Raw genomic sequence first — 16685 nt, forward strand, 5'->3', positions numbered from 1 at the left:
CCTGAGGTATCCCCAGAAATTTTGTAGTTAAAATAAAAATTTAGGTGATTAGGGAACATTCATGGCGGTTCCCGATCTGATCATTCGCCAAAAATCCCACACCGCGGATGCTCGCCATGAATGTTAAAACTATGCTCGCTGATTTCCTCCGATTTGTCACCCCAAAAACCATGCATAAAGCCAGATTTTCTGTCTTGTTAGATGCGGTTACTGCTCTTGCTAAAGACGCTCGTTGCACCGTTACAGCAATTGGTCGCGCTATGCCAGGGCCCTCAGACAAAATCAGCATCAAGCGAGCCGACAGATTACTCAATAATGCCAATCTGCAACGAGAGCTACCATTGATTTATGCCGCGTTGACTGCTTCTGTTGTAACCCCCCATTCCCATCCAACGATTTTAGTCGATTGGAGTAATGCGGATACCGCCAAGCGTCACTTTATTTTACGAGCGAGTATTGCTGCGGACGGCAGAGCATTAACGTTGTTGCAAAAAATCGCTGCTGAAGAAGAGTACACCAGCCCCCGTTTGCATCAGGCATTCTTAGAACAACTTAAAGCTATGTTACCAGAAGGCTGCAAGCCAATTATCGTGACAGACGCCGGATTTAAAGTGCCTTGGTTAAAACAAGTACGCGAATTCGGCTGGCATTATGTCGCCAGAGTCAGAGGGAATGTGAAGCTGAAAGTGGCAGAGCAGGAAGAGTTTATCACTGTTAACCAATTTTATCGTAAGGCCAAAGCCAAGCCCAAGCATGTCGGCAACATCTTACTCACCCAATCTCAGAGCTATGAAACACAAGCTGTTTTGGTTGGAAAAGGTTACAAGTTATTGAAAAGAGATAAAAACAGGCAATACAAAGAGCCTTGGCTATTAGTTTCCTCTTTACCAGAAAGTCATGGATATGCCGAGAAAATTGCCAAATGCTATAGCTGCCGAATGCAGATAGAAGAAAGCTTCCGGGATCAAAAAAGTTACCGTTACGGGTTAGGTAGCGATCTACATGGTACTCGCAAGAAATCACGCTTGGAGATCTTACTGCTCTTGGCAGCCCTGGCTAACTGGTTTCATTACCTGCTTGGCAGTGCGGGTGAGAAGGCTGGCTTACAACGACGTTATCAGGCTAATACCGTTAAGCATAGACGAGTGCTCGCTCTTTGTTCCCTTGGGATACTGCTCTGTAAAGAGCAAAAGCTTAATATAAGTAGGCGATATTATCAGCAAGGGCTAAAGCAAATTTTGCAGTGGATAGCTCAGTGGTGCTGGACACCGGACGATCTGATAGAGTGTGGATAATATGGGGGAGCAATTTGTGGGGATCCCTCAGCTATTTCGCTTTATTATCATTTATTTTGCAATCTCACAATCCATTCGACAGCCGCCCTGCGGTGTAACTACCCCGTAAAATAATACAGCTCGCTCGTAGAATTTCTTTTAAACTAAAGCAAAGGAGTTTTACGATGAGCAAACGCATGACTGAAAGCCAAATTGTGGCGATTTTAAAAGAAGCCGAAGCCGGGATGCCGGTGAAAGATATTTGCCGTAAGTACGGCATCGGTAATTCAACGTTTTACAAATGGCGCGAAAAATACGGTGGTATGGAAGCGTCTGATGTGCGCCGCTTAAAAGAACTGGAAGAAGAAAACCGCCGACTTAAGCAGATGTATGCTGAGTTAAGCCTCAAGTCACAGATGCAAGAAGACATCATAAAAAAGCTTTAGCACCTGTGGCAGAAAGGAAAGTCTGGGCACGCGAGTTACAGGTGCGGTATGACGCAAGCGTTGTAAAGTGCTGTGATGTAGTCGGCATCAGCCGTACTGCTTACTATTACGAGCCAAAATTGACCGATGATGACGAAATCATTGATGCCTTGAATGCTTTAATCGACAAGCACCATCGGTGGGGGTTCCCGAAGTGCTTTAAACGCCTTCGAAAGCTAGGCCATCGATGGAACCACAAGCGTGTTTATCGCGTTTATACTGAGCTAAAACTGAACCTGCGACGCAAAGGCAAAAAGCGATTACCCAACCGCAACCCAGAGCCATTGGCTGCACCGAATGCATTGGGTAAGTCCTGGTCAATGGACTTTATGAGTGACAGCTTGCACAACAAAGTCAGGTTTCGCACATTTAATGTCATTGATGACTTTAATCGCGAAGTTTTAGGTATCGATATTGCGACCAGCATGCCGTCGTTGCGCGTCATACGCTATCTTGACCAACTTGCTGAGTGGCATGGTTACCCTGAGAAAATTCGGGTTGATAATGGCAGCGAATTCACCTCGGAAGTGTTTGTAAATTGGGCAAAAGCACATGACATTATGATTGATTACATTAAACCTGGTTGCCCATATCAAAACGCCTACATTGAACGATTTAACCGAACTTATCGTGATGATGTACTCGATTGCTACATCTTCAACAACCTGAACGAAGTGAAGCAAATAACCGAAGATTGGATTGAGCTATACAACAACGAACGACCGCACGATTCACTCAATGACATGACGCCATTTGAGTACCGAAATGCGGCATAAATACTCTACGAGATGACTGTGTTAGAAATGGGGTATTTACACAACATCGCTATAAACACTCTATATCTAAAGGGAAAAGGTCAGGCTAGTAGCCGAATGTTGGCGATTTTTTACGTTTGCTCTGATTAGTCAATGTCGATTACTTTGTTCGGTTATACTCGCTTTCGGAATTTCGAACATCGAAGTATTTACGTTGCGATCTGCTTTTCTTCTTTAATGCTAAGATAAACTTCTTCACGATGAACGTTAACATCTGTCGGTGCTTTAATACCAATCCCAACTTGATTACCTTTCACTTCAAGAACCCTAACATCTACTTCATTCCCGATTTTTAAAGTCTCACCGATTCGTCTTGTTAAAATTAGCATATTTTTGATTCCCTTTAGTTAACTACATTGTATCGCTTAATTTCATCTTGAATACAGCCAGAGTGCGATTGTGCATGAAAGCGTACAATCATTTACGACATATCATGACATGCTGTGTCCTAGAATCTGCAATGCAGAATCACTAGGCTCTGCCAGTGGTATTTAGAGGTTTAATAAAACCTCCCTTGGTAAAGTCCACTACTCGTTTGAGTAGATCAGAGCTGAGAAATTCGTGTGTTGAATTGTCTGATTAGATTCATTGTCATAGGAAGTTTGTGTCTATAACGTGTTAGCCACCCATGATTTCCGACAACTTTGTCTAGCTTTGTGAGAGAAATCGGCGTTTCAGAAATTGTCAGGATAGGCTTTAATCTTTCTTTAAGCTCAATATCTCGCCTATGCCAATTAACTTTTGGATGTGACTGAGGCTTGGTCGCTTTCGGTAGTGTGGAATTCAACCAATCTCGCTCATGTCTGTAGAGCCAATAGAATGCAGCATAACAAAGACTCTTTATGTCTTGTCTAATGGCTGATGGATTTTTTTCTAACTCCCTACGTATTGAATGTTTGTGCCTTCGTCTATTCGACTCGTACTTATAACGCTTGCGCCTTTTTACCAAACCACACTCGGTCGAGATTATTTGCTCTACGCTCCCTGTCGAAATTCCAAATTGTTTAGCTATCGCTTTTCGGTGGAAGCCTTTATAAGCCATTACTAATACAGATGTTCTCATTCTCTCATTTATAATATTCGGTTTGAGCCGAGCTGTTATGTTATTTCTTATCGCAAGCGACTTTAAGTAGCATCTACTTTTACCGGTGATAGAACTTATTTTAGCCAACGTATTACCAGCCTTAAGCATACTTAGGCAAACATCTAGGCTCTTTTTGTCTGGCGAACTGTGGTTGTTATTAATTGCCTTGGGCTGAGCTTCAGACAAAACGAATCGATTGTTATTTAACCAAAACAAAATTAGCAGATATTTGAACGGATGTTGACCAACATTGCCTGAAAGTAAGTAGGATAAGTATCGATAATCAGTATTAGAGCTAGGCAAAAGTTTCGTTGGTGTGCGCTCCAGAGCTTTTGTAAATCTAAAGAAATCTGAAGTTAACTCTTTTCTTTTAAAGCGACCGGTATCCCGAAGATAGCCCTGTTTTTTTAAGAGCAATAAGAGCGTTGTATTGCTAAAAAACTCCTCTTTTGCCGCTATCGCCGTTAGAAACTTCTTTGTAAACTTCGCAAATTGATAACTTAGCTGAGTACAGTTAACGGCTTCCTTTGAATACGAAGGCAGAAATAGTGGTTTCAAATGTGGCCTCTTAGGCAAATCTTCATGAATCAGCCAGACCTCATGAATGGGGCAGGCTTCGACTCCAGGGACTTGATGGATTAAGTGCCAGTAGGCCACTCCAAAATTTATTATATCTTGCGTGCAACAAGTAGGACAAAACTTTAAGGATAAAACTTCAGATTCTTTGAAAGTGACTAACTGACTTGCTCTTAATGCTTTACTACTATCGTTTGCAAGGAGGGAATCATAGATAGCCTGGGAATGTTGTGGTAAGAAATATGCGAAGAATCTAGCTAGTGTTTGTTCATTATAAATTTTAGAAACCGAATCCCCAGATATTTGCGAAGCCTGTTTGATGCCTATGGTTAAGTAGGGGTGTATGCTGGCTCTAGGTTCCTTTAATAGGCGTTGAAGGTATTCGGTTTCACTCAAACCAAGCAAGGACATATGTCGAATAAAACGACTGAAAAGTGTTTCGTCTGGAAGCGAATTTGGAAGTTGCATTTGCACCTCGCTAGCCAATATTCGTTTTTATACTTTAGTCCATCTTACTTAAAGTGCTTTAATGGTGAATCGCACAGAATTTGATTTTCCCTTAAATACTGAAGGGAGTCATTGGCATCAATTGCTCGTCGCATTAGATCTGGGTCAGATATGCGAGCGGGTATGTCGATTGCGTATTGTAACTCTCGAAGTTGGCGAGCGAACTCCGAGTGTTGAGGGCGAGTGATATCACCTACGATCACTTTAGCATCGCTTACAACGTCTCCGTTTGTAGTCGGGGGGCTAGATGTTGGTGTATTTCTCCTCCTCGGGAGAGGGTTTTCTTGACGTAACTTCTTCACGTCCTCTGTTTGTGATGATAGCCCACAAGCAGCGACATAGGCGTGCTCCAGAACGGCGGTTGTTATTCTTTCGTCCCCAGTTCCAATAACCAACCTCTGGGCATTGCGATAAATTCGGTGTGCCATATCAATATTTCCAACCGAAAGCTCGAATATTTTATCGTTTAGATGGTCAGTCAGTTCAGTTGAAACGTTAGTCCAATGTAGTTCCCAGAGCTCATGAATAAAGCTGTTCCACCCATCGCTATTGCGAGCTAACGGCTCCATCACAAAATACCCACCACTTTCCGCGCGCCGGGCAGCCTTTAGAGTTCGCGCTAATGTTTCATCAAATGGGGGATTGGCGCAAAAGAATAAAGGCACTCCTAGCTTATTGACGAGACTGTGCAAAAAATTCAGTAGGTTATTTTCTCCACCAGTCCGTCTAAAGACTAAGCGTTGCATTTCATCTATGACTAAAATACCCAAAAAGTTAGTCTTTATCCTTTGCTCTATTTGTCGAGTGAGTTTACCAATGGTTTTCTCCGGGGAAGTTCGTCTGCTACCGACGGCTAAATCAAGAGCTAATAGAATTTCCTCACACAGATCTCTAACACTGGAATTGTTTGGGCAGTCTACTTTTAACCAGACTATTTGAAGCTTTTGCTCCATACTCTGACCTTCATATTCATCATGTTCGATCACATTCGGAAAATAATTTAGTACCTGTTCCAGCATACTTGACTTCCCAACACCGCTTTCGCCAATGAGGGTGATACCGTCACCTTTTGGTACAAAGTACCCCGTTTTTGGGGCTACGTTCGGTCGCTCGTCAACTGGGTAATGTAAATACTGAGCTGTTGTGGGACTTAATGGATTTTTAACAGAATATCCAGCCTTTATAGCCATTTCGATCGCTCTGAAACACTCATAATAAAGCGGTAGTGGCTGTCGTAAGCTTTTTAAGCGGGCTGTATACTCTTCTCTTACCAACGGGTTAGGATGCTTCCGTATCTCTTTATCGAGCTGAGGATAGTTACTAAAAGACTCCATCACCTCTATTTGAGTAGCTTTGGGCTTTAAAGCTTCAATAAGCGGATTACCTTGGTGTTCTGGTAAGATAGCTTTATTGTATTCGGCTTTTTCTCTACGCATCTTTCACCACCTTACGATCGCCTACGAGGCAAATAAACAACTCGATTGAGTGTGGTAGCGTTATTGACGGGTATATCCTTTGTTGAAGTAGAGTTTTCCTGTATTTGGTTGGCGATTTCACTTATCTCCGCTTTGCGATGTGTTCTAGTATCCTTTATTTTTTCATTTGGAGTTAAATCGTCATTTTCAGCTCTAGTTCTTGCTTTTTTGTCAATATTCGCTCTTGCTACTTTACTGTCGATAGACTCGCTACTGATGGGCTTTGTCTCTTTGCTTCTATCAAGCCAATCCAGAATGAATTCTGATTCGTGCATGGGGTTATCTTTTAGCATGCTGCTCTTGCCAAGCAGGTTGCATTTGATAAAGCCACTTTTTTTATCAAATTTAACGTAAATGTAGTTAGTAGTATTCTCATTAATCCGAGCATCTAACTGCCATTGACCATATATTCGCGCTCTCGATGCCAAATTTTCTTTTATGACATGATCACAAGAGTAAAACATGTTGTTATATTCAACTCCGTCACGAGTCATTCGAACTTTAGCAGGCGGATACAATTGACTAATAATTTGGTCGCAATCTGCAAGTTTAAGTGCATGTTTATGCTCTAGTACGTGTGCTTTCCAGAAATTTAAAGGAGTGGGCGAAAGGTCCTTCTTAATCAATAAAGGGCTTGTGGTAGCTAAGGCAGTGTACATACTGCGGTTTAATTCTAACGTGGCATCTATTAACAAGGCGGTGAACTCCTTCAAAGTAAAAATCGCGTCTTTTCTAGGGTCCTTATCACCACGTATTACTATTCCACCTCTAGTTGTACCTTGTAGTTTATGAATAACTTCATTATTTAATAACCCAAACCGACGTTCGACCATGGCTTTAAAAACTGGGCAGTATGGCGGCGATAATTGTAATTCAGTTAATGGAACGACTAACTTTTGAGGTTGTAAGCCAATCATTTCACCATTATCGCACATTAGTCTTAAGGGAACATGAGCAGAAGGCCAGTCTGAGTCCAAAATATCGATACCAAACTCTTTACAATATGATGATTTTGGCAAAAATGTATTTGCTAGCGCCTGCCGAGCTGCTCGCCATGATGCATGATAGAGTGATACGTTCAGCCCTACCACCATGCCGCTAGCGCGATCAACAACGGAATATATTGTCGGTCGACCTAATACATATTGCTTTCCAAAGCTAGACACTATGTGAACGTCAGCGACCGTGGCGTCAATTTCAAAACAACTTCCAGGCACGGGCCATTTTTCTCGAGCACTTCCCAATAAACCTTTTTTATTCAGATAGTAATCTCTTTCAGTAGTGGACTTTCGAGAAATTTCATCGGCAGAAAAAAGTTTGTTTTTCCAAGAAGCGACTTGTTTATAGCTTGGCACATAAGGAGCGTCGCCGAGAGCTTCTGCCTTTTTTATTTCTTCAGCATAGTAGGTTCTTAGTAGTTCCTTTCTAGTTTCGACTAAATTCTTGCCATGAGGCTTTAAGTGATGTTTCTTAAGAGCTTTGCGAATATTCTCCTTATCTAAATCGGTAAGGATAAAAGTTTTGGCCCGTTTAATGGCCAATGTCCGAGAGGTCTTAGGAGCACCAAGAGCTTTGGATGGGCTTCTACGTTGCTGTCCTGCTCCGCCACTATATTGATATGCAGGTAACAGAGCATTTTTTTCTTGGCCGTAACGCCAGTAGGTATTTAGTAATCTTGCTAAGGTAGTACGAGATTTGTTCTTCTTTTTTGCGTGCTCCGCAAGGTCTGGCAGCCTTTTCCTTGTTGCATAATCAAATAGAAACATGGGCTTAGTAATGAGGTCAATTAAGAGACTGAAATTTTCATTTCTTATTCGTAAATGGGTTTTATCTATTTCTTCTTCGCTACAGCTCAGATGTGGCGGGAGCGTGTAATGGCCTGCCACAATCGATCCTTCTTTTATACCTTGCTTAAACCTTTCGATATCTATTACTATCGGCCGAATTAGCGCTTTTGGATTATTCAAATCGAACAGAATCAAGCACGAAATGTCATCAAAAACCTGCAGCAGGCGATACTGACTCGGTTCGACTCCATCGATCTTGCTAAGGCTCCATACACTATTTCTAATAAGTTCCACTCATCAAGCCCTCTTGTGCATGGTCTATATTTAAAACGTCTATGAAATCAGCTTGTTCTAACGAATACGATAGGTCGACGGTGATTCTCTTTGTTCCTATTAGGCATCTCAACATATTGAAGGCATTTTCATGTCGCATATTCATATTGCTGACAAATAGGTCGCAAATATCACTAATCGCATATTTTCCTTTATTTAGAAACGATAGAGCGAAGTTGAAATCATGTTCTGAAAAAAGTTCTCTGTCTGACCGCAGGGGGTGAGTAGCCCAGTTGATGTTGTTACTCTGAACCAAAGTTAGCTCATTACCAACAAAATAAGAAAATTTTACACCAAGCAAGTCCCACCAAACGCGCTCTAGCTCAATCTTCTCTAAAACTCTAATCTCGTCTGACTTTTTTTCGGGTTTAACCGAAACAGCCTCGTAAATTATTTTCCCTTCAATCATTCTCGTAATGAGAAAGTCTGTCGTAACAATAATTGGGGTTTTCGTTTTAGGATGAGCCGGATGTTCGATGCCCAATGACTTTGCAATTTTTATCGACAAGTTGATAGGCAGTAGAGGGAACTGCTCTCTGATGTCAATTACAGAGTCTGAATACTCAACTAAGTAAAAAAACTCGGTCTCGATAGAGGAAAGTGTATGGTGAATTCTATTGGTTTTTAGACCTGCTATCTGGGAGCGTACACCTCTAGACATTACATCCTGAACACGATACCACGGCTTGTAGAGCTCGCCCTCACCAACTCCATATTTGTTCTTCAATGCTCGACTGAAGTCTTCGAAAGTCTCAAGCTTTCTGCCTGCCATGAACGTTCCTCAATGATTGCTTCATACGTTGTAGATTAGTAATACCTTCCCTTTAGTGCAAACTTTTCGGGGAATATTGGTGCTATCGTGCAATCTTTAGAGTCTTCGTGCGGACTTTATTGTCAATGCACAGAATCACACACTCTCGCCACAGGCGTAGGCGCTGCTCCAGGCCCACTGGAAGTTGTAGCCGCCGAGCCAGCCGGTAACGTCGAGCACTTCACCGATGAAGAACAAACCAGGCTGCAGCTTACTTTCCATGGTTTTGGAGCTGACTTGATCAGTATCAACGCCACCTAAGGTGACTTCGGCGGTACGATAGCCTTCAGTGCCATTGGGTTTGATGGCCCAGTGATGCAGTGTGCCTGCTACCGCTTGTAGCAGCGCGTTGTTGCAGTCTGCGAGGTTTTTATCGGGCCATTGAAACTGCTCGGCTAAGGTCAGCGCTAGGCGCTTCGGGAACCATTGCTGCAGGGCGGTGCGTAGGCTCATTTTAGGGCGTTCGCGGCGCAAGGTTTGCAGCGCCTCAAGTAAGTCAGCTTGCGGGTGCAAATCAATGATCAAACTTTCACCTGGCCACCAATACGAAGAAATCTGCAACATGGCTGGACCACTTAAACCGCGGTGGGTGAATAGCATGGCCTCTTTGAAGCTGGTGCGTTCGTTGCTGGCCAGCACATCCACGGCGAGACCAGAAAGTTCGGCAAAGCGTTGTTTATCGGCATCGTGCAAGGTAAAGGGCACCAAGCCGGCGCGCACCGGCAAAATACGGTGACCAAACTGTTCGGCTAATTGATAGCCAAATGGAGTAGCGCCCAGCGCTGGCATGGATAAACCACCGCAGGCCACCACCACCGATTGCGCGCGAATACTGTCATGGCTGGTGCCGAGCAAATAACCTTGAGCATCATGTTGCACGGTGTTGATGCTGGTACGCAGTTGCACTTCAGCGCCATGATCAGCACATTCGCGCAGTAGCATCGCCACAATGTCTTTGGCGCTATCATCACAAAATAGTTGGCCTAAGGTCTTTTCGTGGTAACCGATACCGTGTTTTGCCACCAGCGCAATAAAATCCCACTGGGTATAGCGTTTGAGCGCCGATTTGCAAAAGTGTGGGTTGGCCGATAGGTAGTTTTCTGGGCTGGCGTAGATATTGGTAAAGTTACAGCGTCCGCCGCCGGAAATGAGGATTTTCTTGCCGGCTTGTTTGGCGTGATCAAGCACCAACACCGAGCGACCACGGGCTGCGGCAATTGCGGCGCAGTGCAGACCTGCTGCACCAGCGCCGATAACCACTACATCAAATTGACGCACTAGCCTTTAAGCGCAGCCAATACGTGTTCAGCGCTTGATACGCCAAAGCTCTTCTCGTCTTCAACAAACAGGTGGGTAACCACGCCATTGTCGATCACCATGGCATAACGCTCGGCGCGCAATCCGCCGAAGCTACCGGTTTCTTTGGTCAGGCCAAGAGTTTGATGATAGCTGCAGTCACCATCTGACAATAAACGTACGCTATCGTTGACGTTGAGCGCTTGGCCCCAGGCTTTCATCACGAAGGCATCATTGGTGGCAGCACAGCTGATGCTATCAATGCCAGCGGCTTTGAAGTCAGCAGCATGGGCGACAAAGCCCGGTAAATGCTTCTCTGAACAGGTTGGCGTGAACGCACCAGGTACGGCGAACAAAATGTGTTTGCCGTTAGCGAATAGCTCGGCTGGGTTGAGGTTTTGTAAGCCCAATTCACCTAATGCGGTGAGATTTCCTGCGGCGATACGGTCGTTTACCTTAATCATGCTGTACTCCTGTGAGATAAATATCAAAACGATGTTTGCTACCAACCACCTGCAAATCAGGCTTACGTTGGTTTAAGAAATCGGCATGCTGCGGGCGTTTTACCACAACCCGTTTGCGTGCAATGGTTAAAGCCGGTGTTAACAAATCATCGGCATCATGGTCGGCGCCAATGAGCTGTTGAAACATCTGCATGTCTTTTTTTACCGCGGCTTTAGCTTTACGGTCACCCTTAGGATACATGGGATCGAGATAAACCACATCATAGCTGCCGGCTAAATCGCTGCGATTGAAGCAATCGGTTCCAGCAAAATACAGCCGCTCGGCTAGTTTTGGATCAGCCTGTTGTAACCGTACTAAGGCATCTTGCAACAGTGCAACCACCATTGGATGACGCTCATTCAGCCCCACTTTGGCACCCAGTTGCGCGAGCACCAGGGCATCGCGGCCTAGACCTGCGGTGCCATCCAAAATATGCACATTGGCAATCTTACCCAAGCCGCAAGCGCGGGCAATTGCTTCATCTTTACGGGTGGCTTGAGCGGCACGATAAGCGCTTTTGCCGCTACAAAAATCAATTCGTAGTGGTAGCATTTTAGGCTGTTCTAGCCACCGTAATGCTAACCCTTCAGCGCTGTGCTCAAGGGCAAAGTTCATGCTGGGCGTTCCATATCAATATGGGGAATATCGTCTTCGAGGTATTCTTCACCTACTTCGATAAAACCAAAGCTGGCGTAAAATTCGCGCAAGTAGGTTTGCGCACTTAATACCACAGTGATTTGCGGCGCATGATGTGCGCAAAATGCCAGCGCCTGGTGCATCAGCTCGCGGCCAATGCCTTGCCCGCGTACCCGAGGTGAACTCACCACTCGGCCAATGCGCACTTCACGGCTGAGCAGCTCTGGTAAAAATACCCGCGCGCAAGCGACCATTTGCTTAGCACCGTTGTAGGCAAACAGATGCCAGGCGTAGAAGTCTTTGCCATCAGCGTCTAAATAAGGGCAGGTTTGCTCGACCACAAATACTTCTTGGCGCAATTGCAGCAGGTCGTAGAGCTCACGTGTAGTGAGCTCATGAAAGGGTTTGGCATACCAGTTCATGGTGCTATCTTCCGTTGCAAAGGGGTGAGAGCCACGACATTGCTGGCGGCAGCGGGGCTCGTATAAAGCGCCAACAACTCGGCCACTTTGCCGCGGCTGGCGCCGTTCTGGCTGATAAAACGCGACACTTGCAGACTATGCAGGTCGGCATCGGCGTAAAGTAAGCGCGTTAGGTCAGTATCATGGTTGCTAATAAGTACCGGAATTCCGCGTTTGTGCGCGGTATGGGCAGCGCGTCGCGCGAGTTCGTGCTGATGTTCAAGGCTGAAACCGGTGCTGGCGTAACTGGTGAAATTAGCGGTGGTGCTGAGTGGCGCATAGGGTGGGTCGCAATAAATCACGTCGCCTTTGCGAGCGCGGCGAAACACCTTCTCAAAGCTCAAGCAGGTGAAGGTAGCGCGTTGTGCTTTTTCCGCGAAAACTTCAATTTCGGCTTGCGGAAAGTAGGGCCGCAAATATTGCCCAAACGGTACGTTGAATTGACCGCTACGATTGTAGCGGCACAAGCCATTGTAGCCATGTCGGTTAAGGTATAAGAACAATAATGCGCGCCGGTAGGGGTCGCTACAGGCGTTGAATTCACTGCGCAGGGCGTAATAGGCGCTGGCGTTATTGTTGAGCGGAGAAAACAGCGCCGCGGCGTCGGTAATAAAGCGTTGTGGGCGCCGTTTGACAATGTTGAATAAATCAATCAGGTCGGGGTTCACGTCATTCAGCAGATAGCGTTCATAATTGCTGTTGAGAAACACTGAACCAGCACCCACAAAAGGCTCAATCAGGCGGGCGCCGTCTGGTAGCAAGCGATTGATCGGTTCGACCAAGCCGAATTTGCCACCCGCCCATTTGAGAAAAGCGCGTTGCTTAGTCATGCGTGGTCGCCACGATCGCTTGATAGACACCTGACCAATCTTTCACCATCCGCAGTTCTGCCGCACCAATGGCGGTGGGCAGGACTAGCCGCAGCTGACCGCCTTTGACCTTTTTGTCGCGCAGCATGTAGCTGCGCCAGTCGTGCTCGGGCATGATCGGTGCTTGGGTTGGTAAGCCGCAACGGCCAATCAGGGCAACAATACGCGCGGCATCGGCAGCATTAAATTGCTGCTGTTGCAGCATATATTGGGTGGCCATCACCATGCCTACCGCAACCGCCTCACCGTGACGCCAATGCTCATAATCGTGAGCTTCTATGGCATGGCCAAAGGTGTGCCCGAGGTTGAGTAGCGCGCGTACACCTTGTTCGGTTTCATCGGCGCCAACAATGGCGGCTTTAATGTCGCAACTGCGGGCGATGGCGTAACTTAATGCGGTGGTGTCGCGGGCCATTAAATCGTTAGCGTGACGTTCTAACCAAGCAAAGAACTCCGCATCGTAAATGATGCCGTACTTAATAATTTCGGCCAGCCCACAGGCGTAATCGCGGTCGCTCAAGGTGCTGAGGCACTGGGTGTCAATGAGCACCCCAAGCGGCTGATAAAACGCGCCAATCATGTTTTTACCGTCGGGATGATTGACCGCGGTTTTGCCACCCACCGATGAGTCGACTTGTGCCAACAAGGTAGTGGGGATTTGATAGAAGGCTACGCCACGTTGGTAGGTGGCGGCCACAAAACCGGCCAAATCACCCACTACACCGCCGCCGAGGGCAATAATGGCGCAATCGCGGTTCAAACCCCAAGCCATCAGGGTATCCATGACTTCGCCGTAGTGCTGCAGGCTTTTATACTGCTCACCATCGCCAATCAGATGCACCACCAGTTCATGGCCAGCCAAGGCTTGTTTCACCGCAGGCAGGTAGAGCTCGGCAACAGTTGGGTTGGAGATAATTAGTAGTTGTTTGGGCAGGGCCGGGAAATGCTGTGGTAGCTGAGCCAGTACATGGCTGCCAATAATAATCGGATAACTGCGCTCATCCAAACCCACGGTTACAACCTGATGAATCTGTTGCGTGGAATTATGCATGAGCGCCTCCGCGGTTTATAAGCCGACTTTTTCGATAATCTCGTCGATTACAACTTTTGTGCTTTGTTCATCGGTACGAACCACGATGTCAGCAATTTCTTCATACAGGGCATTACGTGAATCGGCTAATTCTTCTAATACTTCACGTGGATTGTCCGCTTCGGCAATTAGCGGCCGACGTTTGTCACGCTGGGTACGGGCCAATTGCTTATCAATGGTGGTTTGCAGGTACACCACGATACCACGGGCCGATAACCGATTACGACTCTCTTTACTGAGGATCGATCCGCCACCGGTTGCTAATACAATACCTGTGTTTTCAGTGAGTTCTTCAATGACTTTTTCTTCGCGTTGGCGAAAGCCTTGTTCACCTTCCAGTTCAAATACCCACGCAATATCGGCGCCAGTACGGCGTTCAATTTCGGCATCAGAATCAAAGAATTCAAGGTGGAGTTGGCGGGCGAGTTGCCGACCGATGGTGCTTTTACCGGCGCCCATAGGGCCGATCAGAAAGATATTACGTTTTTCAGCCATAGTGTTGCTTTACTTCACTCAATTAAATAGCTGCGAACCACGGAATCTGGAGTGTCTGGTGACCTTCCTTAACCCAACGAAAAAAGATGGGCGATTATCGCAAGTCGCAGCTATTTACGCAAGGATTACGGCGTATTCGTGACAATTCGCGGCGTTACGAAAATCAGCAGTTCACGCTTTTCGTGAATACGGCTTTCATTTCGGAACAACACGCCAACGTATGGAATATCACCGAGCAACGGCACCTTGGTAATGTCATTGAGAATTTGCTGTTGGTAAATACCGCCAAGCACAATGGTTTCACCGCTTTCTACCAACACTTGGGTACCAATTTCTTGGGTATCGATAGACACCGCTGGGCCAGTTGGCGTGGTAACCGTTTCACCACGGGTATTTTGGGTGATGACTAAGTCCATGATGACGCGGTTATCAGGGGTAATTTGCGGGGTCACCCGCAGCCCTAATACGGCCTTTTTAAACTGCACTGAGGTGGCTCCTGAGCTGGAGCTTTCTACATAAGGAATTTCAGTACCTTGTTCAATGTAGGCTTCTTTTTGGTTGGCCGTAGTGATGCGTGGGCTAGCAATGATTTCGCCTTTACCTTCGCGCTCTAACGCAGATAACTCGAGGTCTAACAGGCGACCATCGGCTAACTTGGCAACCTGCATGCCAAAGGTTGCAGCGGGTGCAGAAACCGGCAGGTTCACGTTAAAGCCGCTATCTACCGTGCTACCTGAGCCAAATACCGCCGGCGAGCTGCCATCGGTATTGGATATGCCCCACATGATACCTAGGTCGTCACTAATATTGTCGCGGACGGTGACCATACGCGCTTCAATCACCACTTGGCGCACGGGCACATCAAGCACCGCCACCATGGCTTTAACGTTGTCAATTTGTTCAGCAGTGTCACGCACCAATAAGGTGTTGGTACGCTCATCGACCGTTACCGCACCTCGCGCAGATAACAGGTCAGAGCTTTCGGTGCGCAGAATTGAGGCAATCTCAGCAGCCTTGGCGTAGTTGATCTGAACATACGATGACTCTAGCGGTGCAAGCTCAGTCATACGCTGGCTGGCTTCAAGTTCTTGCTGTTCACGCTGCGCCAATTCGGCCGCTGGTGCCACCATCAAGATGTTGTCGTCGATGCGCTTATCCAAACCTTTCACCCGTAAAATGGTCTGTAATGCACGTTCCCACGGCACGTTTTCAAGGCGCAGTGTGATGTTGCCGCTGACTGATTCACTGGCGACTAAGTTGAGCTGATTTTCTTCCGCCAAAATCTGCAATAACTGACGCACTGGTACATCCTGGAAATTCAGTGAAATCGGTTTTTGCGCGCCTGCAATATGCTCGGTTTGGCTATTACGGGTGACCGCAAATAGTTTTAGGTTGAGCTCATTATCAAGCTGTTCAAGCTGATGACGGAATTCGGTTTTACCGGTGATAACCAACCGTGTATTGCGGCCTTCACGGAAGGTTTCAATGTGCGCCACAGGGGTAGCAAATTGGCTAACATCCAGCACGTAGAGCAATTCTTCAGGCAAATCCGTATCGAACAGGGTCAATTCTAAGCGACGGCCAGAGGCACGTGCTTCATGCTCAGCATCGGCGTTGTTGAGCGCGATACGTAATAAACCTACGTCATCAGGTAGACGGGTAAAATCAACGTTGGTCAATGTAGCAGCGGAGCTCTGAGCTTGGCCCTGGGTGGTGATTTGTGCCTGCTGCTGCGGTGGCTGAGGTTGTTTTACCGGCTGCTCAACCTGTTGCGGTTGGCGCAGCGGTGCTTGCCGAGCATCTGGAATTTTGTCAGAGGCAACAAACACTAACACCATCACATCTTTTGAACGACTGAGTAAATGCTCGAGAGGCTGTTTGGTGGTTACGCGAAGTAATAAATCGTCGCGTTGCTGTTCCACCTCAACTTTGTTTAACAGCGGGTGGTCGCCGATCGCTAATTGGCCAGTGCCGGTGTTACTGCTGGTACCTAACAATAGGAATTCATGCACGTTCGGGTCGGTGGTGCGGCGCACGATAGGGGCGTCAACGCGGCCTTTGAAATGCGCTTCGAGATTGAAGCGGTCATTCGCTAAGGGAACCTGTTCGACGCGGACCAGTTCATTGGCCAATGCGGACATTGGCAGCAGAACCAATAAGAAGAGCGAGCGAAGTAGCTGCGTCATG

General features: G+C 46.5%; 15 protein-coding genes. 2 read left to right on the forward strand and 13 right to left on the reverse strand.

Annotated elements, in window-relative coordinates:
* Positions 1-107: 107 nt before the first annotated feature.
* Entirely contained in the window at positions 108-1295 is a 1188-nt protein-coding gene (locus EFO84_RS00810; protein ID WP_127346155.1) for an IS4 family transposase, read from the forward strand.
* A 164-nt stretch (positions 1296-1459) separates the two neighbouring features.
* A protein-coding gene (locus EFO84_RS00815) for an IS3 family transposase (RefSeq protein WP_431355310.1) occupies positions 1460-2535 on the forward strand; the annotation gives its coding sequence in 2 pieces (ribosomal slippage) (positions 1460-1709 and positions 1709-2535; 1077 coding nt in all).
* Positions 2536-2723: 188 nt separating this feature from the next.
* Here EFO84_RS00815 and csrA read toward each other — a convergent pair.
* The 13 genes from csrA to EFO84_RS00880 form a co-directional block, all read right to left on the reverse strand.
* Positions 2724-2903, reverse strand: a complete 180-nt coding sequence (gene csrA / locus EFO84_RS00820; RefSeq protein WP_127346166.1) for a carbon storage regulator CsrA — start codon at positions 2901-2903, stop codon at positions 2724-2726.
* Positions 2904-3118: 215 nt separating this feature from the next.
* A complete protein-coding gene (locus tag EFO84_RS00825) occupies positions 3119-4702 on the reverse strand; it encodes a TnsD family Tn7-like transposition protein (protein WP_127346167.1) in 1584 nt (527 codons plus the stop codon).
* Between the two features lie 44 nt (positions 4703-4746).
* Complete coding sequence (locus tag EFO84_RS00830; RefSeq protein WP_127346168.1) at positions 4747-6177, reverse strand: ATP-binding protein; 1431 nt, start codon at positions 6175-6177, stop codon at positions 4747-4749.
* A gap of 11 nt (positions 6178-6188) precedes the next feature.
* Positions 6189-8297: a transposase gene (locus EFO84_RS00835; RefSeq protein ID WP_127346169.1), complete on the reverse strand. Its 2109-nt coding sequence runs from the start codon at positions 8295-8297 to the stop codon at positions 6189-6191.
* Positions 8284-9108: a TnsA endonuclease N-terminal domain-containing protein gene (locus EFO84_RS00840; protein WP_127346170.1), complete on the reverse strand. Its 825-nt coding sequence runs from the start codon at positions 9106-9108 to the stop codon at positions 8284-8286. The genes EFO84_RS00835 and EFO84_RS00840 overlap by 14 nt, the downstream gene beginning before the upstream one ends.
* A gap of 135 nt (positions 9109-9243) precedes the next feature.
* The gene (locus tag EFO84_RS00845; protein WP_127346171.1) at positions 9244-10425 is read right to left on the reverse strand and encodes a BaiN/RdsA family NAD(P)/FAD-dependent oxidoreductase; all 1182 of its coding nucleotides are present in this window, start codon (positions 10423-10425) and stop codon (positions 9244-9246) included.
* Entirely contained in the window at positions 10425-10907 is a 483-nt protein-coding gene (locus tag EFO84_RS00850) for a peroxiredoxin (protein WP_205701917.1), read from the reverse strand. Before EFO84_RS00850 ends, EFO84_RS00845 begins: the two co-directional genes overlap by 1 nt.
* On the reverse strand, positions 10900-11562 hold the full coding sequence (locus EFO84_RS00855) for a class I SAM-dependent methyltransferase (protein WP_127346172.1): 663 nt from the start codon (positions 11560-11562) through the stop codon (positions 10900-10902). Before EFO84_RS00855 ends, EFO84_RS00850 begins: the two co-directional genes overlap by 8 nt.
* Positions 11559-12005, reverse strand: coding sequence for a GNAT family N-acetyltransferase (locus EFO84_RS00860; protein WP_127346173.1), 447 nt, complete (start codon positions 12003-12005; stop codon positions 11559-11561). Before EFO84_RS00860 ends, EFO84_RS00855 begins: the two co-directional genes overlap by 4 nt.
* Positions 12002-12874 carry a Dam family site-specific DNA-(adenine-N6)-methyltransferase gene (locus tag EFO84_RS00865; RefSeq protein ID WP_127346174.1) on the reverse strand — a complete coding sequence of 291 codons (873 nt, stop codon included), beginning with the start codon at positions 12872-12874 and terminating at the stop codon, positions 12002-12004. Before EFO84_RS00865 ends, EFO84_RS00860 begins: the two co-directional genes overlap by 4 nt.
* A complete protein-coding gene (gene aroB, locus EFO84_RS00870; RefSeq protein ID WP_127346175.1) occupies positions 12867-13964 on the reverse strand; it encodes a 3-dehydroquinate synthase in 1098 nt (365 codons plus the stop codon). Before aroB ends, EFO84_RS00865 begins: the two co-directional genes overlap by 8 nt.
* A gap of 15 nt (positions 13965-13979) precedes the next feature.
* Entirely contained in the window at positions 13980-14498 is a 519-nt protein-coding gene (aroK, locus tag EFO84_RS00875; RefSeq protein WP_127346176.1) for a shikimate kinase AroK, read from the reverse strand.
* 125 nt (positions 14499-14623) lie between these two features.
* Positions 14624-16684: a type IV pilus secretin PilQ gene (locus EFO84_RS00880; protein ID WP_240642613.1), complete on the reverse strand. Its 2061-nt coding sequence runs from the start codon at positions 16682-16684 to the stop codon at positions 14624-14626.
* Position 16685: the final 1 nt, after the last annotated feature.

Origin of the sequence: Pseudidiomarina mangrovi, from assembly GCF_003999375.1 — a bacterium.
Classification (GTDB): domain Bacteria; phylum Pseudomonadota; class Gammaproteobacteria; order Enterobacterales; family Alteromonadaceae; genus Pseudidiomarina; species Pseudidiomarina mangrovi.